The following is a 23,059-nucleotide window of genomic DNA, read 5'->3' on the forward strand; positions in this document are numbered from 1 at the left end:
GCAGCCACTTATTTAAAGTTAAGTTTTCTGGATCCCAGTGTCTGGGCACTGGGATGACACCGAAGGGGCTACTCGGATGACAAACCCTGTCATTCCAGGGCGTGACGCTGGTTTCCATCCAAGACGGCAGTGCTTGACACTGGAATGACAAGAAGAGGGCACTGCCCTCCTTGTATGTATTAGATATAGGCCGAGTTGTGGTCGTGATAAATGTGATCGCTTGCGCAATCGAACATTTTCACAAAACCATTCTCTAGATAAAGATTATATTCGTGATGTTGATCTGATAATACAATATTATCTTGCTCCCCTGAATTGAAATGACTTGAATCTGACAGCAATTCGTAATTTGGATTATCTATTTTACTAATGCTGTTTATTACTTTGCCATTACCACTTGATATAGCTAAACTATAACTATCACCATCCTTCATTATCTTGATGGACACCTTATCTTCAGGTAACACTATAAGCTTTTTTGTGCCACTATCGTGGATTACGAATTTGCCTTTTTCAAAATAGTATTTGTCTTCCGGCAAAGCACCAACCTTATAATCTGATGTGTGCAGTTTGTTCCAAAAATCTAACACAGATTGCTTTTCTGCTCCTTCCGCTCTATCATACAAGGCTTTCACATCATTATAATTTATCGTTACATTTGCCTTATGCTTCCCTTCTGAGTCCTGCTCGTAGCTCTTTTCTATTTTGAGAATTGTGTCTTTTAATACTACCTGTTCTTGCTCTTTCTCCTCCACTGAAGCTGACCTTTTTGCCCTTGTTGGAATTTGTGGCTGATCAGACTGCATTTCACTATTGTCGTTTGATGCAGTTTTCTCTTCAGCAGCTTGTGCAACAACATTAGTAGTACTATGAACTTCTGTCTTAGTTTCACTTACTTGCCCTTTTGGACTTTCGGTTTGTTTCTCTTTTGTAAATATTCTCTGATAGTCCGTGTAGCCTCTATTAGTATCACCGATATCGCCACTGCCTTGATCAAAAGTTATTTTTTTACTTCCATTTCCCATATCTTCAATTTCAACTTGAGGAGAAACAGATGCTAGGAAATCGTTATAACTGTAGTTGTAGTCAGCAGAAAAGAATATTTTCCCTTTGAAGTTATGGAAGTTATTAGATAACATACCAATTTCTTCGTCGCCATCAAACAATTTTACTTTAGTGAAATATGTTTGATCTTTTATTCTAACTATTTCACCGCTAGAGTTTTTTTGTATGTAGTAATCATTTGGGTCGTGCTTTATAGCAAAAAGTTTGCCAGAGCCATATTTCTCTAAGTTTATAAGGCCCACATTTACATGTTTATGGGAATAATCTCTCTTTTCATATTCATGTGCAAATATTGGATCTATGTATCTATATTCGTCTGATATATTTGGCATACCTACTGGATGTTCATTCCCATCTTTCGTCACCGGAACAAGCTTATATGCTCCATCTTTTTCCACTAATTTTAGGTGAGTAATACTTTGTGGTAGTTGAAACCTTACATTTGCTCCATGGTCATGAATAAATAGATCACCTTTCTCAGTAATATAAAAGCCCATATTTTTGAACTCATGTAAGCGCTCGTCTCCTTGCTTTACAACCGCTTCGTGTACATCATCGTCTGTTCTATCTGTTCCCTTATTATCCAATAATTTTCCTTTTTCCACGATTACTCCATTTGCCTTTTGCTCATTAGAATATTGAGCATGTTCTGAATCCTGATGATTCAAAATTTTGGTACCTCTAAGGAGCAGAGAATCTAAATCTTTTTGGATGTGTCCAGTGCTAGGATGCAACAATTCATTTTCATGTAAATGCGCCTCATCAAAGTATTCATCACGTTCAACTGTTCTGCCATCTATTAGGGAAGCTTTATAATGACCGTTTTCTTTTGTAACTGCCATGTAAGCACCACCTTCGTATGAAACATTTAAGTTGTGTAATATATCCTCAAAAACGAAAGTTTCTTTAGTTTGGCCTTCAACTTGCTTAAAAAATCCTGATTCGCTCAATAATTCTCCAAGCTTTGTATTTCCGTCATATATAGACAGTGCACCCATATCTCCTTGACCATGAGCTTGCATAGAAAAAATCTTACCTTCTTGTAGATCAATATGAGTACCTCTGATTAAGTTTGGATCGATATTGACCAGCCCATCTAATATTTTTGCTGCTTGGGAATTATTTTCAATCTTATCAACAGCTTTGTTTTTTAGTTGATCAAACTTTAAAAATGCTGGTCTGTATTTTGTATTTTCCTCATTACGTAACTCTTCAATAGTAATCTCTCCTTTATGATATTTTTGATACATTTCACCACGTTCTTTATTCAAATTATCAAATTCATCTACCTGATTCTTAATTTCTGTATCATATTTTGATAATATCCTTAAAGCCTGATTTTTATACTCTTGACTGTTTCGATATTCATTACCTTGTTGGTCAGAGTAAGTTAGTTTATCCTGTCCATCGGAAGTTTTTACTACCTTGAGGAAATGATATTCCTTTGATATATCAAGTGTATCATTTGTTGCCCTATTTATAGCACGAGCAACATCATAAAATGCAACGTGTTCTACAGGAGAAAAACTTCCAACGTTTTCTCCATCCATTTTTTCTATATTTGCTTTATAGTAGGATACGTTTTTAATTTCTCCACCCACTATTTCTTGACCAATTGCTATGAAATCTCCTTTTGTAACTTGCAAAGCGTTGAGATGTTCCATTGCAGTTTCTGTATCATTCTCAGCAAGCCAACTTTTGAAGTCAGTATCGTGTCCTTTTATGTCTTTCAAGAAACTTTTTGACTCATCTGAGTTACCTTGACGTAAAGCATCTAGGTAGTCTCTTAATAAACTAGGATCTTTTTCCTGTAAGTACATTATCAACGCATGACCTGTTTTATAAACTAGGCTATTTGCTTCGCTGTCCTTTAAGTATTCTAAACTTAAAATTTTATCTAAATCCAAATTTGCAGCTTCAGTTTTGTCGATACTTGATCCTTGAGAATTGAATTTATGATCTGAATGATGCTCAAAGTAGTCTGCAATTCCTTCCATTAATACTGTAGGTAAAGATTTGCCTCCTGTAGCCAAGTAAGTTAAACCATGTGCAAATTCATGCTGAAGGTTATGAATGCCACCTTGCTGGTAGACGTACATTTCAGCAAAAACGTCAGCTTTCCCTTTGTAGTAACATTTACCACCTTCGTCTCCAAGGTAAGAGCCGAAACCCTCGCTTCCACCAAGGTGAGTGTAATCATCCTTGTCATCAAACATGTAAATTTTAAATGTTTGTTCTGAACTGCCGCGTTCTAACTCGAATGCGTTTTTAAAATTAGTAGCTGTTTCTCTTATCTCACTTTCAATGTTAGCAACTTTACTTGCTCTTAAATTGTGAGAATAAACCTCTACTTTAATATTTAAATCTTCAACTTCTATAACATGTGGCGAATTAAACCCTTTGCCGTTATTGTTGAAATATTCTGCTTTAGTTATATTTTTATTTACTTGTTGACTAATTGTCATAATTTTAACCTCTAATTTGCTGATCTTTCAATATCAAGCATAAAGTAATTTCCCTAAAAAAAACGTAAATCCCTGTATTAATATAATTTATATCTTAATAAATAAAGTATAGATAGTTAACTTAATATGTAAAATTTAGAATATGGCTGAAATTCTATACAGCTATATTCCGGAATCACATTGGACAAGGACAAAAGCAAAGTGGTTTATTGACTTTCATTCCACCAAAGCACTATACTAAAACCACGATGGGTAATTAGCTCAGTTGGTAGAGCACTTGCTTGACGTGCAAGCGGTCGCTGGTTCGAACCCAGTGTTACCCACGTTTTTGTTTATGAGAAGATTTTATATGACAGCAGTGCACAACGGCAAACACTCAGCAGCGCAGTCCAAGCGCTTAATCTATTCCATAATAATAGTTGCGATAACAATGTTTATGGAAATAGTAGGTGGAATAATTTCACATTCGCTTGCTCTATTGTCAGATGCAGGGCATATGCTTACTGACCTCTTTGCCTTAGTTTTAAGCTGGGTAGCACATAGGTTTTCAGCTAAGAAATCCGATTTGCAGAGATCATACGGATATCATCGGTTGCAGATAATTGCAGCATTTGTTAATGGTTTAACTTTATTCTTCATTGCAGTAATTATTATAATTGAATCAATAAAGAGGTTTATTTTTCCAGTCAATGTTGAGTGGAAAGTAATGTTAATAATTGCTACACTCGGTCTTGTCTCTAACATAATAGTCTTTTTTATATTACATAGTAAATGCGAGAGCAATATAAACATAAAAAGTGCTGTACTACACGTTATAGGAGATATTTTAGGTTCTGTAGCTGCTATACTTGCATCCATAATTATCATGTTTACTGGATGGCAAATGGTGGATCCGATTTTATCGGTATTTGTCAGTGTAATCATTTTGAATAGTGGCTACAAAATTCTAAAGAATTCTTGCCACATACTTCTTGAAGGTACACCTGAAGGGATATCTACTGAGGAAATAAAAAGTAAGATCACATCAGAATTACCTGAAGTGATAGATGTGCACCACATACATGCATGGTCACTGTCTGATAATTATTTTATAATTACCATGCATGCCAAAGTAAAGCAAGATGCACAACACACTGATATTTTGTATGAGATAAAAAAAATACTACTAAATAGGTTCGAGATAGCACACTCTACAGTCGAGATCGAATACGATGAGTGTGCGGATAATAAAATACTTAAACATTGACGTTTTAAATTATTATGCTATTACTAGAGTGTAATGATGTCAAAGGTAGGCTATGATAGGCATTTCTCAAATACAATTTCCTTCAAAGGAATCTAGCAAGCTAAAGTTTGTTAGTTATTTTGCAACTTTTGTTTCTTTAAGCATTATCACTAATCCCGTTAATGTTCTTTTTTCTCTTGGTACTATATTCTTCAGGTCTGAAATTAAAACTCTTTATATCTACAAAGAAATAAAAACGGCAAAACAGCAAAAAATGAGCAAAAGGGAATATTGGGAAATATTTTTTAAGAACAATACAATCAAGGTAGCAGCCTTCCTCTTGTTTTCTGCTTTCATAACATATCTAACTTTCACTACCACTTTCTTGCTTATTTCGTTACTGGGAACTATACCACTTACAATGCTATTAATTTTATTGCAGAGTGAACTAAGGCCAAAAGATTTTAACCCATTTACGCTGCTTAAAGCTTCTATAAATTTCTTTTTGGAAGGTATAAAAGAGAATTTACGTGGTATGGTTAATAGTTTTGATGTTAAGCTCGAACATTTGCTTCCTCATCAATTAAATGATGGTATCAATAATAACGTTCACGAATTAAGACATAAGTATGGTGAAGAAGTATCCGAAGACGTTATTAATGATAGAGAATTTAAGCAATTTATTGAATATATAAATGATTTATATAAACTTAATTATCGTCAATTTAGTGATGAAGATAAAGGAAGAGTAATTGCATTTTTAAATGACTTTTGCAAAGATGATCAAAAGCATAGCTCTGGTTTCACAGGTGGGCAGATTTTACTTCTAGTTCTGAGAGCCTGCAATGATGGAGAGAGAGAAGCTGTAAAAAATAAAAAAGACGCGTTAATTACAAATTTGCTTGATAGCCAAACTTTCTCTAGACAAGAGCGTATTCCTAACACCTGCTTTACCGGTATTGTTTATAGGATGTTAAGTACATTAGAAGGTATTCATCCTGATCCAGAAATTAGATTTACTCCTCCAAGGCAAATATTACTTCCAGAAGCACAAAATGAAGCACGTAAGTTCATGTTAGACAGGTTAAAAAACAAGAAAAACAATAAAGAAATTTTTAATGCTTGGTATAAGGTTCAGAACAATCCTGGTGACAATGAAAGTCAAAAAATAGTTGATGATTTTATTTCAGAAGTAAGTATTCCTTTAATGAGAAAATTATTGAGTATTACTTCTCAATATAGTGAACAAATTGTGCTGACGTTAATGAAAAGCATTGGTTTTATGGAATTAAATATGCTAGAAGATTTTCTTCTTGACCATATAAGAAATAAGCTGAAGGAAAATAGTTTAGATAATCAAGAACATTTATTAAAAAACGTTAAAGAAAAAGTATTCTTAGGGCTATTAAATCGAGATCTACTCAAGACAGATTTTTCTCTCAAGGATTCATCTTTGGATGGAGCTAAGAGAATAGCTAATAAGATAATAGAAGAAGAAGTAGCAGAATTTAAATTAAAGGCTGAGAAGACTATTGAAGGTCAGATAATTAGCATGTTAGATGGGTTAAGAATGCTCCCAAGAGAAAAAAGATGTTATAGGGTATATGTAGAACTCAGTAAAAATAACGAAAATGATAAGGAAAAAATAAAGAAAATTTTGCAAGAAAGGTTAAAAGTAACAAAAGCAGCAATGGATGAAATGTTAAAAAAAGGAGCTTCACATAAGCTAGAGTTAGAAATTGAAAGTGTATATGAAGGAAATAAAGATCACGTTACTCAACTTTATGAAAAAATAAGAGAAACAAAAAAGGAATTCATTGAAGATGGTCTTTTAACACCTCAAGAAGTAGAGAATATAACAAAAGCAAAAATCATAGACTTAAACAAAGAGGACAAAATCATACCGTCAAGCAATTTGTCTCGTAGTTTAAGTGTCAATAATTTGGCAGTACATTATCTATAAAATTTATACTCTTTACCTTGCAGAAGATTCACAATATTTCTGTGGTGTTTTAGGAAGACCAGTGCTCCTATAATTAGTAATGTTACGAACAAATTCCTCTGAAAAAAAAAGGACCATGCTACAGCCGTTGAAGTAGCACTGAGTGAAGCAAGGGAAGAGTATCTAAAGGCAAGAAAGACTATTATCCAAATTATTACGAATACTAAAGTAATATCGATGTTAAATGCTATCAGTATCCCTAGAGTGGTTGCAACGCCCTTTCCTCCACTGAATTTTAGCCAAATAGGAAACATGTGTCCTAAAACTGCTAAAATTGCAGATACATATATATAAAAATCGTTATTATCACAAAATTGTTGTGCTATATAAACGGCAATAAATCCCTTAAAGGAATCCAGAAATAATGCCAAAGCAGCAAGAAATTTATTTCCCGTCCTTGCAACGTTTGTAGCACCAATGTTTCCTGAACCTACTTCTCTTAAGTTTATCCCTTTTATTCTTGTAATGATTAAGCTAAACGGTATTGAACCGAGTATGTAGGACAGTATAAGGACTACATGCTTTTCCATTATACCAAGAACCTAATTAATTTTATTATTCCTCAGCCTTTTTAGGTAGCACTGAACTTCATCGTTAATCTGATTACTAAACAGTATAAGCGCTGTCATGTTGATGAGAGCTAAACAAGAGAATAAAGTTCCACCGATATTGGCAATAGCCATTATATCTTTAGAAAGACCAGAGAAAAACGCCACAATTATTACCGCTATGCGGTATATCACTATACTTTTTGCACCGAATAAATATAGCCACCCCATTTCACAACAATATACAAACGAAATTACTGAAGAAAATGCAAACAAAGGAGCAGCTACTGTTAGAAGGATAGGAAACCATGGAGAAACTGTCTCAAATGCTTTGTGAGTAATTAATATTCCCTCACCAACACCTGTTTGGTATGCACCTGTTATTACTATTGTTATTCCTGTTAAACAGCAAATTAACATTGTGTCAAAGCATGGTTCTATCATAGCGACTAGTCCAGTTCTTACTGGTTCTTCATCTTTAGTTGTTGCATGAGTAATTGAAGCAGAACCAACACCTGCTTCGCTGGCAAAGATTGCCCTTTGAATTCCAGCAACAAATGCTCCTACCATCCCTCCGCCAACAGCATTGAAATCTATCATAGTGGAAAATAATATTTTCAACGTATAACCAAGGTTATGAATATTAAATGCAATAATAATAATACAACTAAAGATATATATAAGTGACATAATAGGCACTAGTGCAGAAGATACTCTAGCTATCCTTTTAATTCCGCCAATAATCACTAGAGCAAGCAGCGCAGAAATTATGGAAGAAAGAAACCAAGAGTGACCATCTACCCAACTTGAATAGCCAGATAATATTGAAACCATTTGGTTGGTTTGAAACGCTACACTTCCACCAAGACCTGATAATACAAAGAATACTGCATACATGGCAGCCAGCACAATACCAAGTTTTTTAAATCCAAATTCCTCCAGACCATTCCTTATATACTGAAAGGGACCACTAAACAATTGGTCCTGATCTTCTGTTCTATGTCTAAACGCCAACGTTACCTCAGCAAATTTTGCTGACATACCAAAAAAACCTGTAATCATCATCCAAGGCACCGCTCCTGGTCCACCCATTGAAACTGCAATTGCGACTCCAGCAACAGTTCCAAGGCCTACTGTGCTTGAAAGTGCAGTCATAAATGCCTGAAAATGCGTAATATGACCATCATGGTGATTCGTGTCATATTTTCCACATAAAATAGCAAACGCATGCTTAAACATTCTTATGTTGAGAAATCCAAAACGTAATGTTAGAAACACATAACCAAAAACTAGTAGAAGGATTATAAATGGCACGTAAAGGATCTTGAAAAACAGTACTTCATTCATGAAGTTATTTATTCCATTCAACACAGCGTCATAACTTTCGTAAAAACCTGAAGCAGCGTACACATCATTAAACAATAGGCAAAATAACACCATACAAAGCAATCTATAAATCATGTTAATACCCTTTAGAATTGTAATAAGAATCTATTGTATTCAAAACTTCCCTTCTTAGTGGATATATTGCAACAGCATTTGGAATCATAAGGCACATAAACAAACTGTCACCTAGATAAGATATAAATTCTATATTCTTTGACATACAGCTGATATACACTGAAACCACTATAAGAATTTGGAACGGTATCAGTATTTTTTTACTACCAAATAAATACAGCAAAGCAACTTCACAGTAGTAACAATAAGCTATTATTGTGGAAAATGCAAAGGAAAACATCATTAGCGGAAAAACTAACTTGCTGAACAAGGGCAAAGCTGTTGAAAATATCGAACTAATTAGTGTAATATCACCCACGTTATCAGTGCTATGCATACCAGTGATAATTATCACAATACCAGTCAAAAATGAGATTAATATTGTGTCTATAAGTGGTGCAATCATTGCAACGCACCCAACTTTAATTGGATCTTCTTCTTTTACAGCTGAATGTGCTATAGCTGCTGTTCCGGTACCTGCTTCGTTAGCAAACACTGATCTTCTCACTCCGGCTATTAATCCGCTCAATACTCCGCTTCCTATAGCTGATTTATTGAAGATATCTTGGAATATTATGGATAGAGCATTCAGCAAATTACTTCCGTTTACATAAATTAAATATATACACATACCCACATATAGCACTATCATAATTGGTGTTAAGCTCGTTGAAACGAAAGCAATGCGCTTTATTCCTCCCAATATTACAATAAAGACAAGCAGGGATATAATAATGGATGCGTTGTATTCTAGGAGGTTATTTGATAGTGCTGCTATTTGATTTGCTTGAAATGGTATACCGCCCAAAATCATTGCAATAAGTAGCATAATCGCATAAGTGAAGGCAAGAAATCTACCAGTTTTTGCAAATCCAATTTTTGCAAGCCCGTACTTCATGTAATAAAAAGCCCCGCCAGTTGTATTTTCAGAGCGATAAGTAAATGCAAGCACCACCTCGGCAAACTTTATCGACATACCAAGTATTCCGGTAATTACCATCCAAAAAACTGCACTTGGGCCCCCTATTGTGATAGCTATTGCAACTCCTGATATTGTTCCAAGACCAACTGTTCCTGAAATTATAGCATTTCTCATAATAGTCCGAACAGGTCATAGGAAGGCAGAATCAACAGCACGACGAAAGGATTCGAATAGAGGAATGTTTTTCCTGGCTCTGTTTTTTATAGCAAACCAATGATGCTCAATTTTGTTGAAATCTGGAGAATAAGGCGGCAGATACAAAATTTCTGCACCAACCCCTTTAGCAAGCTCGATAATCTTATCAGACTTATGAAAAGTAGCATTGTCAAGAATGACAGTCTGTCCAGGTTCCAAGATCGGTGTCAAAAATTGCTCAAACCATCCATTAAAAACATCCATATTACAGTGGCCTTCAAAGGTTAACGGAACAACTATCTTTCTTCCACTTAAGGCTGCAACCATACTGATTCGTTGAGTTTTCTTTCCAGATTTTAAGGCATAAAACCGCTGTCCTTTCTGGCAATATCCGTAGGGGTAGTCTTCGGTGTTATCAATGCCAGACTCATCTATATACACTAAGTTTTTAGGTTCTTTTGTCGCTATAATTTTCAAAAATTCAGCACGTTTTTCTTCGTTTCTTTCCTTGTATCCATATGTCTTTTTTTGCGCGTAAATCCAATTTTTTTAAGGGCTCGATAGATCGTTTGGATACTAACGTTGTTCCAAAGTTTAGCCATTTCCGATAGAGTCTTTCCTCCGTGTTCTCTGGCAAATTTGGCAAAGGTATCCCAGTCGGTAATTTTGTGATTGTAACCCCCATTTCCAAGTTTTTTTGATTGAAAGTCTCCTGTTTCTTTTCTTCTTTGCTGCCACTCCCATAAAGTAGTTCGTCCAATCTTAAATCTTGCTGCCACTGTTTCTCTGCTTTCTCCTTCGTCTAGCGCTTCCATTGCTTTTTTTCTTAAATCATAACTATATGCTGCTGGCATTCAACCTCCTTATCATCATCTACCCTTATCCTATCACATCCGGACTTTTATGGAAAGAGCTATACTGTTGCAAACGCTTGAATATGAGTGATTATGCCATTGTTGCTGTTATTACACTTTAGATTGAATAGCGTCTGTATTCCATATTTAAGTAACCTAAAGTTAATGAATTTGAACTGGGCAGTACAAAAGATTCCAGTTGCAATTACCCAAATAATTATAAATGGAATGTTGAATATCTTTATATACAGAAATGAATTTAATAGTTCACTTATCTTCAAAATCATGCAGTTTTCTATTTTTTGTTAGCTAACGAGTTTTATATGTAAAATATATGTAAAACCCGATGCTTATTGGAATAGTAAGTGTATACACTATACCTAAAATTGGTAGAGTCATCCAGGGCTTACTGATGAAAAATACAATAAGTACTCCAAAAAATGACACAAATATATAGGATAGGCTTTTGGGAATATAAATATATTTTGCAGAGAAAGTTGGAATGTGACTTATCGAAAAAAATGAAATGGCCAGAAAGTAACAAGCTACGTTTCTTGTGTTAAAAAATCGCTCTATGAGAAGTAAGTATTCACTCTCATGAGATTGAAAGGTAATAATTATTGGTAACAAAGAAAGTAAAGCACACACTGGAGCTGGAACACCAGAAAAGAAAAATTTTTCCCAGTATGGTTGTTCTGAGTGTAGCGAAACATTAAATCTTGCAAGTCTTATTGATATGCAGATTACGTATATCATTACTAAAATCCAACCTATGACTTTGATTTCGTTTAGCTTCCAAAAATACAAAAGAAATGCAGGCGCTGCACCAAAATTTAGAAAATCTGCAAAAGAATCAAGCTGGGCTCCAAAATCGCTAGTTGATTTTAGAATTCTAGCTATTCTGCCATCCATTCCATCTATTATTGCTGCAATGATGATAAAAATTACTGAGAATTCCCATTGTTCATTAAATGTAAATTTAAGTGAAGTGAGACCAGAACATAAACCCAATAAAGTTATAAAGTTTGGGAATAATTTAGTAATAGGTAAGAATCTACTGTTACTTCCATCGTTATTCATATAACGTCAAAAGTAAGCTTCTCTTGAACGTTTTCCTTATTTAAGTTTGCTATAATTGTTTCACCACCAATAACAGTTTGCCCTTCTGAAACTCTGACTTCTGTATCAGCAGGAACATAGATATTCACTCTACTGCCAAACCTTATAATTCCAAACCTTTCACCTGCTTTTACGTTCTGGGATATTCCTAAATTACAAACGATACGACGTGCAATTAATCCAGCTATTTGCTCCACAATAATTTCTTTCCCCTTTTCGTATTCAATTACAATAACCTGCTTTTCATTTTCATTACTAGACCTATTGCTCATTGCGGATACAAACTTGCCTTTTTTATAACTCATTTCCTTTATCGTACCAGATATTGGTATACGGTTCACATGGACGTTCAAAACACTTAAAAATATGCTAACAAGCGTAAACTTCTTCTCCTCTCCGTTTTCTGCTGATAAAGGATAATTAACTTCTTCAATTTTTGAAATCACACCATCAGCAGGACTTAATATAAGATTCTTATTGTTTGGCACAGCTCTTGCTGGATCACGAAAGAAATAAGTACACAATAATGTCGGAAACAAGCACGTAACGCCAAACCCCCAAGATATAGAGAATGCTATACACGTTACTATAAAGGAAACTACTATAAATGAATAACCTTCCCTGTTTATATTAGGTAAACCAAAACACATAATCTTATTAACAATAACCTATTGTTAACAATTTATCATTTATAATTTCTCATGAAAAGCTTTTTTTAACTGCTTCAGCAAAGTCTTTTTGATACAAGGTAACATTACAGATTGTTATATTAGCACATAGAATTACCGTCATACTGTAACAACCCGTCCAACACAAAATCTAATGCCTAAGTTTAGATCAGAAAACTGATTCTTCTAAAAGTTGCTCACTATCCTCGTCTATTATGATAGAATTATCATGATTTCTGAGTAAATCTCTGATTTTCGTTTCTATTTCATTTGCGACTTCTTTGTTTGTTTTTAGGTAAGTTTTTACATTCTCTCTTCCTTGCCCAAGACGTGTGTTGTTATATGAATAGTAAGCGCCTGCTTTTTCAAGCACACCAAGCTTTGCTCCCATATCTATTATTTCTCCGAGTTTTGATATACCTTCATTGTACATTATATCAAATTTCGCTTCTCTAAATGGAGGAGCAACTTTATTTTTTACAACTTTAACTCTTGTTTCATTACCTGTAATATTTTCTTTGTCTTTTATTACACCAACTTTTCTTATATCAAGCCTTACAGAAGTATAGAATTTTAATGCATTTCCACCCGTGGTAGTTTCAGGATTTCCATACACTACTCCTATTTTCATACGAATTTGATTAATAAATATCAATATACAGTTCGCTTTTGAAACGGCAGAGGTTAGTTTCCGTAGCCCATGACTTAGAAGCCTTGCTTGCAGCCCCATATGTTGATCACCCATATCACCTTCAATTTCAGCTCTTGGAGTTAATGCTGCGACAGAGTCAATAACTATCACATCAACCGCACCAGAACACACTAAATACTCAACAATATGCAACGCCTGCTCTCCAGTGTCTGGTTGTGAAATCACTAAATCATCAGTGCTTACCCCAAGTTTACGAGCATATAAGACATCCAATGCATGTTCTGCATCGATAAATGCGCATGATCCTCCTTTTTTTTGTGCTTCAGCAATCACGTGCAAGGCAAGAGTGGTTTTACCAGAACTCTCGGGGCCAAATATTTCAATTATACGCCCTTTTGGCAGACCTCCAACACCTAGAGCCGAATCAAGCGCAATTGATCCTGTGGATATTGTGTCTATTTTTTCTACAGGGTTTTGCTTCAACTTCATTATTGCACCTTTACCGAATGCTTTTTCAATCTGGCTTATTGCGTTATCTAGCGCTTTTTGTTTATCACTATTTCTTTCTTCTGGGTTACTTGCCATAGATCATTTATTAATTTATATAATTCTCTATGATAATCAAACGCGAATAACCTGCCAAGGTTTTTCTAGTATTTATGTATTATTTCAATGAAAAATATTAACGTTTTCATAAAGCAGATATTTGTTTGCCTTCGTTAGTAACACACTATACTTTAGTGTACGAACGTTGCAATTTGCAGCATAGCAGGTGGTGTCATCCAAGTAGCCAACACTGAAATGACTAAATTCGAAATGGCTACATGAATTTATTGTAAATTACTACCGTATAAGGTGCGATGCAACAAAGCCATTCCAGTGTCAGCTACTTGAATGACACCTCTTAGATGGGTCAGCTACTCAGATCTGCCATGAAAACTGCAACCCTAAATGTTGGAGCACTGTCGTACACTAAGCGCTGTAATGACAATTTTAGTCGCTTCATACACTTATCATGCTAGTCATAACAGAAATAATTTTTACCAAAGATATTTATGAAATAATTGACATAGTTTGGAAATATGTATATTATAGAACATTAATAGTTAGTTAATTTGTAGGTGTAATGTGGCTAGAAATGTTTTGAATGAAAATGAGTACCACGCTTTAAAGCAGTTGTTTTTAACATTTAATATTCAAAAGGAGGATGTGGTAAATTCTGACATTAAGAATATTAAGAAAAAGCTTAGTCAACAATACCGTAAATTATCGTTAAAATATCACTCAGATAAAAACCCAAACAATAAAGAAGCGGAGGAGAAATTTAAGGTTATTGCATTAAATAAGCCATTTTTTGAAGAATTTATAATAGAGCCATTGGAGAAAGGTCTCAATAAAAGAAATAATTTAATAAAAGAATTACGCGGTAAGTTGTGGAGTCGCAGTTATGAAGAATTGCAAAAATACTTAGATGATAAGTGCAGAAATAAACTCTATAATAAGCAGCAGTCAATTAACAATAATGTAACTGCTTATGTAAAATATTCTTCTTATTCAAATCTCTTAGGAGTTCTTTTAGTATCCTTCACATCAATTGCATTTTTAATAATTAATGGTATCAACTATGTTTTTTAAAAATTTTTTTATTTGTGTAATTTTGCAAATTATATGGGCAATAAAAACCCGTTTGTCATAGAAATAGAATTTTATATCAAACAGCTACCACAGCAATTTCTGCTTAAGCTAATGAATATGTGCTTTAAGTCTGTGTGGACGCACATATTCATTAGCCAATTTCAGTTACCGTTGTGAAGATTTTTAAGTATGCAAATTAATTGCTTCTTTAAGTCTTGTATTAGCAATTACTATAATTTTACGCATTAGGGCTGTTATAGCCACCATCTTCTTCTTACCACTTTCAACAAGCTTAGAATAAAAGGCGCCAAGTATAGATTTTGACCTTGTAGCAGCCATAGCGGCTGTAAAGAGCTTTGAACGAACGTTACTTCTACCACCTGTAATCCTTCGGTAACCAACAGCTTTACCACTTTCTTTTGGATGCGGTGCAACTCCGGCAAGACTTGCTACTTCTTTTCTATTTAAGTAACCAAGCTCTGGCATTAAACACAAAAAATCTTGTGATAACTTTTTACCTATTCCAGGAACTGTTTTAAGAATTTTTTGGCGTTGTTGTAATTCGCGGCTTTCATCAATAATCTTTTGTATAGTATCATTGAGTTCGTTTATTTGACTATCGAAAAACTCAATGGTCTTTTGACAGCTTTCTTTTATATGATCATTTTCCGGTGCTTCAAGTCTGCATTTTTCTTGAGTTCTCATTTGCGTAATATCATCACGACGTTGACAAAGTGCAGCCAAAGTTGATTGTTCTGTAGAGGTAGGTACAAATAGAGAGATAGTTCTATGGCGTTCAAATCCATATTGAGCAAGAGCTCTTGCATCTGATCTATCAGACTTTGCTAAAGTTCCGTGAGATAAAATAAAGCTTTTTACTTTACGAGTATTAGCTCGATGCACGGCAATATTTTTGTCGGTAAGAAAATGTGATAAGCCAAGCTCATATTTCCCTGTATTTTCTAAAGTCACTAAAGCATTAGGTAGAATATCTGAAAACTCTTGAAATAATTGTTGCCAACCAGAAGCATTATTATCAAATTCGACAGCATTCTTCTGTTTGTGAATTGCAACGACATTTTTAAATTTTCCGATGTCAATGCCAATAAAATTTTGATAAGATGTAACCATAATAAACCTCGATAGTTTTAGTTAATTTAAGATTGTAAACGGGTGCATATATATGTCCCAAGCAACTATTCAAACGTATCGAGAGATAGGGCTAGCGTACCTTGATACCAACGGTTGTAATACCAATTTCCTTTCGGTCGCGCACGCCCGCTATTCCTAGTGAGCAGGGTTATCTTTCTCTCTTATCTCTTTTATATCACGTTTTTAACTTACAATTGCCTTAGATGGAAAATAGAGATATTACATAAAATTTTAAATTCGGTCTCAAAGTTGAAGAATGTAGGCTTGGAATAGCAGAAAGACTAATGAGATATCTAACAGTTGTGAGTATTATTGCTTGGAGGATCTTCTTTATTACATCAATTGCAAGAGCTAACCCAACATTACCATGTACTACCTTATTAGCTGAAGAAGAATGGAAAGTTTTATACGTTAAAATACACAGAAAACCATGTCCAAGTGTAGTTCCCAACATAAAAGAAGCTGTTTCATGAACTTGGAGGCCATTTAGCAGGAAAAAATGACCCAGAACCAGGACCTTATGTTCTTTGGAAAGGATATAAACGTCTCTTTGATTTAGCAGAAGGATGGCGACTTGCTCACGAACTTTATATTTGTGGGTAATAGTAAGTTGTTAGGGGGATCTGGAGATACCGCGGCGGTATGACGTAGGGAAATCTTACTTATTATAGCTATAGTTCTACATGAATTACAAAAGTAATATTTACTAGATCTTAATATTTTAGATCTATATTTTAATAAATAATGAGCTGTAATTAGTATGAATAATCCATTTAAAAGTGAGAACTATAAAAAAAATCTCGATTCTCTGATCAAAGCTGTAAAGCTAGGAAATGCAGAGAAACAATATAACAAAACGTTAAGGGATTTATCTCATGCATTAGAAGGTTTTACAGGTGAGGCAAAAGGTATAGCTGAGTTTGTTATATATACTGACTTGAACAATTATGTAGAACAGCCATTAGGTCTTTTTAAAACATTAATGAATAGAATTTTGGGAAAAAATTTTCCAACCAAGAACAGTAGTATAAGTAATTTTGTAAATGATGAGTTGTCAAGTTTCACTTTAGAAACAGCAGCTAAGTATACAAGAATTTTAAAAAAAATTGATCTCTTGGAACAATTAGAAAAAGATTTCAGAAAAAATAATATTTTAAAAGATTCTTTAAATTTAGAACAAAGTGAAAAGAGTCAAGGAAAAGATAGATCACACGAAGTGAGTTTGGAAGGTAGAAAGCAAAAGGAAGGTACTTTTGAGCTGCGAAAAGAAGAACAGCCGAAAGAAAAATTAGGTGGTAATCGCATGAGGCAAATAAAGCGACCAACAACAGCACCTCCGGCTGCTCCAGATTCGAGGAAGGTACGCTTTAAATCAGAAATATCCTCAGATGGAGAAAGCAAGGCAAAGTCTACATCTTCTTTACTAAAAGGAGCTAATAGTTTTAGTATGCCTGATGCTAAGGAAAATCCTTCTGAGGATTCAGGCTATGAAAGTTCATTAGATCAGGGGTCTGAATATGAAGACATATCAAATTATCAAGAGAAAAAGCAAAAGGAAAATCCTTTATATGAGCAGAGAGAAGATTCAGGCTATGGAAGTTCATTAAATGAAGAGTCTGTATACAAAGAGATATCAAATTATCAAGAGAAGAAGAGTAAAATTTTAATAGAAAATTCGCAGAGTTCAAAATCGCCCAAAGAAGAGCCAATTTATGCAACAGTTCCTAAAGAACATATAGAAGCAAAAAGAGAACGTAAGCAGAAACAACAACCTCAATCCCTCGTACCACCAAAACCACCGCAAGTGCCAAAAAAAATGTTTACTACTGGTCAAGAAGTTAGACAAGAATCGAAAGTGGTAATCAAAGATAAACCTGCAGTACCGCCAAAGCCTAAAAATCTAAGCCGTGCTAATCAAAAAGTAAGCACAGAGCCAAAAGTAGTAGGAGTAATTCTTAAAAAATCAGCTGAAAGAGTACCACTAAAATCTGAAAATCAAGACAATAGGAAATCAGCACAAAAAGCTGCTGGTAAGGCGATACCAAAAGTAGCAGCAGCTACTATGAAAGGAGGAGCTAATCGCGAGATGGGCAGTAAAGTAAAGGCATTAAAAGAAAAATTTGAGCAAAATCAAGCAAAAGGAAATGCTAATGTACAGCTTGCTGAAAGCAAAACCACTCCAGCAGCACAAGCGGATATCGGTGTGAAGAAAAAACAATCTCATTCATTTCTAACAGAGAATAAAAGATCTGCAACGAAACACGTAACAGCAAAATCTGATCCAAAATCTCATGTCAGCAAAAATTCCCTTCTCACGCATGCAAATGTAAAGGAAATGGTTGCACAAATTGAGAAAGGAAAAGGAGGAAGATAGTAACATTTGGGAAAAAAACATATGTGTCAAGTCAAGAGATTGTGAGCAAATTTAGGAAATTATAGCTAAACTGACTTAGATTTACCGACAATTTGAAAAACCGTCATTCCGCTAACTATAGTATTTTCAAAAGCGAATGATAAAGGTATAATATGTTTTTTTAAAGTAGGGAAAGCGATGGTATATAGTGTAGATTTAAGGGAAAAAGCAGTGTCTTTGGTAGAAAAAGGAAAGTCAAAGGTTGAAGTTGCAGAGGTTTTTGAGATAGGGATAGCAACACTATATAGATGGCTAAAAAAGAAAGCTACTGGCCAAGGTCTCAAAGCGGTAAAAAGTACTGGTTTTATTCGAAAAATAGATCCAGAAATACTCAAAGAATATGTCAAAAAACACCCAGATCACACACTAGCAGAAATGAAACAAAACCTTGGCTTTGGGATAAGTGCAATTTGGTATAGGTTAAGACAGCTAAAAATAACCTTAAAAAAAAGTCACATTCTATCAAGAGCGCAATCAAGAAGATAGGCAGCAATTTATCGATAAAGTCTCAAAAATAGACCACTGTAGCATTTTATATATAGATGAAGCAGGAGTGACTATACCGAGAATATGCACGAGCTCCAAGAGGAGAAAAAATATATGCTGATGTTCCAGGAAAAAAGCGGGAAAGAGTGAGTATAATAGGTGGATGAGAAGTTTATTGCACCAATGACCTTCACAGGAGGGTGTAATAAAGATATATTTAATGTATGGTTAGAGCGAAGATTACTTCCACAATTACAGCGTGATACAACCATAGTTATGGATAATGCTACATTCCATAAAACTCCCAAAACAAAGTCATTAATAGAGTCTTTTGGCTGTCATTTGCTTTATCTTCCAACATATTCACCTGATCTAAATCCGATAGAGCATTGTTGGCACACCATCAAAAGTTGCCTCAGACCTCTAATGCATCAATGTACAGACTTACACCTTTTAGTTGGTAATACCATTTTAGACGTTTATCATTCGTTTTAGAAAATACTATAGTTGAAATAGCGCAGTTACTCACCCCATAAATTTGGTGCTCTCTTTCAATCAAAGGTGTCTTGCTGCTTGAAATGTTTTCTTTGTAAAAATTTGGCTTATCTTTATATCATCTCATTCAAACAGCATTAACATAACTTATGCCTTTTTTGGATGTAGAAATTTTCTAGGAATTGTCTTTTTGAATTCTATGGTATTTTGTTTAACATTGAAACAAGAGGCCAGTGTCACGCACTGGCATGACACCCATTTGTTCCTATAGTTGTCTTTTCTCGTCTACCTTATTTTGCCACTCTGCTGAACAGATACATAAAGAAAGTGGAAAATTGGACATTCTCAACTCGGCTCCTGCAGATTAAAAATTAAGTTGAATAAAAATTGGATTTGACGCAGTTTTTTCCCATAGTTTAAGAAATTAAAAGTTTGACGATTAGAATTATAATTACAAACCACAATAAAAAATAGACTTTTCCATTTGATTTATTTTTAATTTGGATGTTTTCTAATTTTTTATCAGCTATTAGGTTTAATTTTTCTATAAGGCTAAATATCCCTTGGATTGTTTTTACAGGATAAGAACTTCTAATTTTTTCCCTATACCCTATTTTACTTTCATGTTGACTGCTTATCCACGCTTCAACTACTTTCCACATATTGATTTCTGGGTAGATCTTTCTACATGTCCCTTCCAGTAAAATCATAGTTTTCTGCAGCAATAACAATTGTGTTTGAACTTTCATATCAAAATCACCAGTTATTTTTAATAGCTGAGCAAGTAAACTAGCAAATGAAATCTTCTGTATAGGCTGCCCAATAATGGGTTCACCTATTGCCCTGCAAGCTGTGACAAAATTTCTATGCTGTGATGAAACGTAACCAGCTTTAAAGTGCATTTTTGCAACGTGATCATAATCCCGATTTAAAAAGCCTTTGAGTATCTCTATAACGTAATAGCATGTCTCACGATCTATTCTACCCATGATTCCACAATCCAGAGCAATAATATTGTTATTACTATCAACCATTAGATTTCCAGGATGCATATCAGCATGAAAAAAACAATCCCTGTATACCTGATTACAAAACGATTCTATAAGATTGATAGCTATTTGCTTATGATTATTCAGTTTTTCAACTTCGTATATTGGCGTTGCTTCTATCCATTCTAATGTTAAAACCTTTTTCGAAGTTCTATTCCAATCTACTTCAGGTACGTAAAAACCTCTGTCATTTTTTGTGTTTTCCTTTAGTTCCGAAGAGTAAGCAGCTTCAAAACGTAGATCTAACTCTAATCGGCAAATTTCAGCAAAAGTTTTGACTAATTCAATCGGCTTCAGCCTTTTTGATTGTTCGCTAAATTTTTCTGCAATTTCCGCAAGCCAAGAAAGCATCTTTATATCCCTTGAGAATGTTTTCTCAATATTTGGCCTTAAAACCTTCACAGCAACTTCTTTACCCTCAGTTGTAACCGCTCTATGCACCTGAGAAATCGATGCTGCTGCAATTGGCTTTTCAGAAAAGCTTGAAAAAATGTCGCTCAATTTACAATTAAACTCACTTTCTATAGTTTTAACTGCTATTTTATGTGAAAATGATGGCAATCTATCACATATCAATAACAAGTTATTTGTTATATCTTCATTTAAAACATCAGTACGTGATGAGATAGACTGCCCAAACTTAATGAACACCGGACCTAATTTTTCAAGAGCACACTTTAGCTTGTGGCCTTGTATTTTATTTATTGATTTTTTTGATGGTGGAAGTAAATAAGGTAATATATTGTAACGTGTCAGCACCGTAGTTATGTGCAGAAGACGCAAAATATTTTGAATCATTTCGCTGCGTAACTGCTAAATATTTCATTTAGGGTTCTATTTTTCATAATCTCATCAGGCTTGCCTTGGCAATAGATAGTATTATTTATACAAATTATGTAATCTGAGGATGGTAGAGCAGAGTTAAGATCATGAGAAGTCATAAGAATCGATACCAATCGTTTTTTTGCTATTTTATTTATAATATCATAAAATTTAGCCCGCGCGTTAATATCCATTGCACTAACTGGTTCATCTAGAATGATCAAGTCAGGCTCTGCAATTAAACAACGTGCAAGTAGCAATAATTGTGTTTGCCCTGCAGAAATTTCTAACACTTGATTCTTCAAAATGTTACCGATACCAACCAACTCTATCGTTTCTGTAATAATGGATTGATTTTTCTTTAGTCTTTTCAAGGAGCTATTTAAAAGGAAATATTCAACTGTTATTGGCATCAAATTACTAATACTAAAATTTTGCGGCATATAGCCAATTTTTATGTTGTCAGCAAATACGATATTACCGGTACAGCTTTTATTTATGCCAGCAATTGCTTTCACTAAAGAGGTTTTACCTCCACCATTTGGACCAAGTATTGTAATTATGTCTCCTCTTTCCATGAACATATTGATATTGTCAAGGATTCTTTTACCATCATATGCGAGAGCAAGATTTTCTATTTTTAGAACACGATTATTGACATTATTCAATTTATTGACAAAATTTAACTTCTTCTCAACGTTTATATGAGACATTTACTGACTTTTTTTCTATTACTTTCATTTACACTATACTATAATATCGCCTTTTCATCCAATTTAAAAGTTGTAGCTACAATCAAACCTATCCACTCACTTGTAGCTTCTGTTACAGAAGGGATTTTAGAACCGGAATTGCTTGGCTATGCAACATCTGCACATAATTATATATTAAAGCCATCTGATGCGAGTAATTTAGAATCAAGTGACGTTATATTTTATGTTGACGATAACTTAGAGACGTTTGTTCAAACTTTCGCCAAAAATAATAAAGAACTAGTGCAATTGTCAAAGGCAATCAACCTACTTCCTACTCGGCCACATTCATTTTCTAGAAAAATTACTCACATTAAAGATGAAAAAGATTTACACATTTGGCTGAGTCCCGAAAATGCAAAGAGCATGATACTTTCTGTAAGTGCAACATTGTCTAACATAGATAAAGAAAATTCCCATCGATACAACTCTAATGCAACAAAAGCTATAAAAAAAATAGACCAAGAAGTAAAAGAAATTATGAAAGAACTGAATGATTTTAAAAATCAAAAATATATCGTCACTCACGATGCTTATCAATATTTTGAAAAATATTTCGGTCTAAATCATCCAAGCGCTATTCTTTCCATAGAAGAGGATTCTTACATAGGTATGAAGAGTTTAATGAAGCTAAAAAAGATAATGAAGGAAGAAAACGTTAAATGTATATTTGCTCATTCACAGGAAGATAGCATAAAGCCTAACGCCCTTTCTAATGACGCAAAAATGGTAGTTCTTGATCCTATTGGATCAGACATAGAGCCTGGAAAAGATGCATATCTAGCTATAATCAATAGCATTGCACAAAATTTTAAGTCTTGTTTTGTTGAGTAATAAGTTCCCTTTTAGCTTACTGTTTTATTGTTCTACAAATCAAGAAGAAGTGAGTTTACAACAAATGGTGTCATTCCAGTCTGGAATCCAGCTTTTTCATAATCATCAAAACGTTGTATTTTAACATAAAATGGCTGCTTTTATGCTTACTAACTTAATAAACTTCCTGGATCACAGTGGGCTTTGTTGCATCGCTCTTCGGATAG

General features: G+C 34.3%; 17 protein-coding genes, 1 tRNA gene and 3 pseudogenes. 9 read left to right on the plus strand and 12 right to left on the minus strand.

Annotated features, from left to right (window positions below):
- Positions 1-179: 179 nt before the first annotated feature.
- Positions 180-3,530 carry a peptidase M2 gene (locus AAGD84_RS00070; protein ID WP_341818016.1) on the minus strand — a complete coding sequence of 1,117 codons (3,351 nt, stop codon included), beginning with the start codon at positions 3,528-3,530 and terminating at the stop codon, positions 180-182.
- A gap of 250 nt (positions 3,531-3,780) precedes the next feature.
- Between AAGD84_RS00070 and AAGD84_RS00075 the strand changes: the two genes are divergently transcribed.
- The 3 genes from AAGD84_RS00075 (at position 3,781) to AAGD84_RS00085 (ending at position 6,718) form a co-directional block, all read left to right on the plus strand.
- Positions 3,781-3,853, plus strand: a tRNA-Val gene (locus tag AAGD84_RS00075).
- A 26-nt stretch (positions 3,854-3,879) separates the two neighbouring features.
- The gene (locus tag AAGD84_RS00080) at positions 3,880-4,776 is read left to right on the plus strand and encodes a cation diffusion facilitator family transporter (protein ID WP_265038107.1); all 897 of its coding nucleotides are present in this window, start codon (positions 3,880-3,882) and stop codon (positions 4,774-4,776) included.
- 52 nt (positions 4,777-4,828) lie between these two features.
- On the plus strand, positions 4,829-6,718 hold the full coding sequence (locus AAGD84_RS00085) for a hypothetical protein (protein WP_264723132.1): 1,890 nt from the start codon (positions 4,829-4,831) through the stop codon (positions 6,716-6,718).
- On the opposite strand, the gene plsY is transcribed toward AAGD84_RS00085, so the two are convergent.
- From plsY to recA, 8 genes and pseudogenes are all read right to left on the minus strand, one after another.
- Positions 6,709-7,287 carry a glycerol-3-phosphate 1-O-acyltransferase PlsY gene (plsY, locus tag AAGD84_RS00090; RefSeq protein ID WP_264723133.1) on the minus strand — a complete coding sequence of 193 codons (579 nt, stop codon included), beginning with the start codon at positions 7,285-7,287 and terminating at the stop codon, positions 6,709-6,711. The two genes, AAGD84_RS00085 and plsY, sit on opposite strands and share 10 nt — an antisense overlap.
- A gap of 12 nt (positions 7,288-7,299) precedes the next feature.
- Positions 7,300-8,766: an alanine/glycine:cation symporter family protein gene (locus tag AAGD84_RS00095; protein WP_155969383.1), complete on the minus strand. Its 1,467-nt coding sequence runs from the start codon at positions 8,764-8,766 to the stop codon at positions 7,300-7,302.
- A gap of 1 nt (position 8,767) precedes the next feature.
- Positions 8,768-9,901, minus strand: a complete 1,134-nt coding sequence (locus tag AAGD84_RS00100) for an alanine/glycine:cation symporter family protein (protein WP_341818017.1) — start codon at positions 9,899-9,901, stop codon at positions 8,768-8,770.
- A gap of 15 nt (positions 9,902-9,916) precedes the next feature.
- Positions 9,917-10,776 (minus strand): IS630 family transposase gene (locus AAGD84_RS00105; RefSeq protein ID WP_264705388.1). Its coding sequence is split into 2 segments (ribosomal slippage): positions 9,917-10,452 and positions 10,452-10,776, totalling 861 coding nucleotides; the frame shifts between segments, so codons are not numbered across the junction.
- Positions 10,777-10,838: 62 nt separating this feature from the next.
- Positions 10,839-11,063, minus strand: a pseudogene (locus AAGD84_RS00110) (hypothetical protein); the annotation flags it as partial.
- 22 nt (positions 11,064-11,085) lie between these two features.
- Complete coding sequence (locus AAGD84_RS00115) at positions 11,086-11,856, minus strand: CDP-alcohol phosphatidyltransferase family protein (protein WP_015589351.1); 771 nt, start codon at positions 11,854-11,856, stop codon at positions 11,086-11,088.
- Positions 11,853-12,545, minus strand: a complete 693-nt coding sequence (locus AAGD84_RS00120) for a phosphatidylserine decarboxylase (protein WP_007548750.1) — start codon at positions 12,543-12,545, stop codon at positions 11,853-11,855. The genes AAGD84_RS00115 and AAGD84_RS00120 overlap by 4 nt, the downstream gene beginning before the upstream one ends.
- Positions 12,546-12,732: 187 nt before the next feature.
- Entirely contained in the window at positions 12,733-13,800 is a 1,068-nt protein-coding gene (gene recA, locus AAGD84_RS00125) for a recombinase RecA (RefSeq protein WP_010963008.1), read from the minus strand.
- A gap of 624 nt (positions 13,801-14,424) precedes the next feature.
- On the opposite strand from recA, the pseudogene AAGD84_RS00130 reads away from it, so the two are divergent.
- Positions 14,425-14,553 (plus strand): annotated as a pseudogene (locus AAGD84_RS00130) (DnaJ domain-containing protein); the annotation flags it as partial.
- Positions 14,554-15,033: 480 nt separating this feature from the next.
- Here the strand turns inward: AAGD84_RS00130 and AAGD84_RS00135 are convergent.
- Complete coding sequence (locus tag AAGD84_RS00135; RefSeq protein ID WP_209472550.1) at positions 15,034-15,981, minus strand: IS110 family transposase; 948 nt, start codon at positions 15,979-15,981, stop codon at positions 15,034-15,036.
- A 216-nt stretch (positions 15,982-16,197) separates the two neighbouring features.
- Here AAGD84_RS00135 and AAGD84_RS00140 point away from each other — a divergent pair.
- The 4 genes and pseudogenes from AAGD84_RS00140 to AAGD84_RS07475 form a co-directional block, all read left to right on the plus strand.
- Positions 16,198-16,605: pseudogene (locus AAGD84_RS00140) on the plus strand (IS4 family transposase); the annotation flags it as partial.
- Positions 16,606-16,762: 157 nt separating this feature from the next.
- Positions 16,763-18,376: a hypothetical protein gene (locus AAGD84_RS00145; RefSeq protein WP_010962938.1), complete on the plus strand. Its 1,614-nt coding sequence runs from the start codon at positions 16,763-16,765 to the stop codon at positions 18,374-18,376.
- Positions 18,377-18,553: 177 nt separating this feature from the next.
- On the plus strand, positions 18,554-18,901 hold the full coding sequence (locus AAGD84_RS00150) for a transposase (protein WP_264338055.1): 348 nt from the start codon (positions 18,554-18,556) through the stop codon (positions 18,899-18,901).
- Positions 18,902-19,084: 183 nt separating this feature from the next.
- Complete coding sequence (locus AAGD84_RS07475) at positions 19,085-19,396, plus strand: transposase (protein ID WP_022626381.1); 312 nt, start codon at positions 19,085-19,087, stop codon at positions 19,394-19,396.
- A 416-nt stretch (positions 19,397-19,812) separates the two neighbouring features.
- Here the strand turns inward: AAGD84_RS07475 and ubiB are convergent, their stop codons facing one another.
- Positions 19,813-21,243 carry a 2-polyprenylphenol 6-hydroxylase gene (gene ubiB, locus AAGD84_RS00155; RefSeq protein ID WP_264723141.1) on the minus strand — a complete coding sequence of 477 codons (1,431 nt, stop codon included), beginning with the start codon at positions 21,241-21,243 and terminating at the stop codon, positions 19,813-19,815.
- The gene (locus AAGD84_RS00160) at positions 21,240-21,980 is read right to left on the minus strand and encodes a metal ABC transporter ATP-binding protein (protein WP_012673304.1); all 741 of its coding nucleotides are present in this window, start codon (positions 21,978-21,980) and stop codon (positions 21,240-21,242) included. The genes ubiB and AAGD84_RS00160 overlap by 4 nt, the downstream gene beginning before the upstream one ends.
- Between AAGD84_RS00160 and AAGD84_RS00165 the strand changes: the two genes are divergently transcribed.
- Positions 21,972-22,853: a zinc ABC transporter substrate-binding protein gene (locus AAGD84_RS00165; RefSeq protein ID WP_341818018.1), complete on the plus strand. Its 882-nt coding sequence runs from the start codon at positions 21,972-21,974 to the stop codon at positions 22,851-22,853. The genes AAGD84_RS00160 and AAGD84_RS00165 overlap by 9 nt on opposite strands.
- Positions 22,854-23,059 lie beyond the last annotated feature (206 nt).

It is taken from the genome of Wolbachia endosymbiont (group A) of Andrena fulva (genome assembly GCF_964026815.1).
GTDB lineage: Bacteria > Pseudomonadota > Alphaproteobacteria > Rickettsiales > Anaplasmataceae > Wolbachia > Wolbachia pipientis.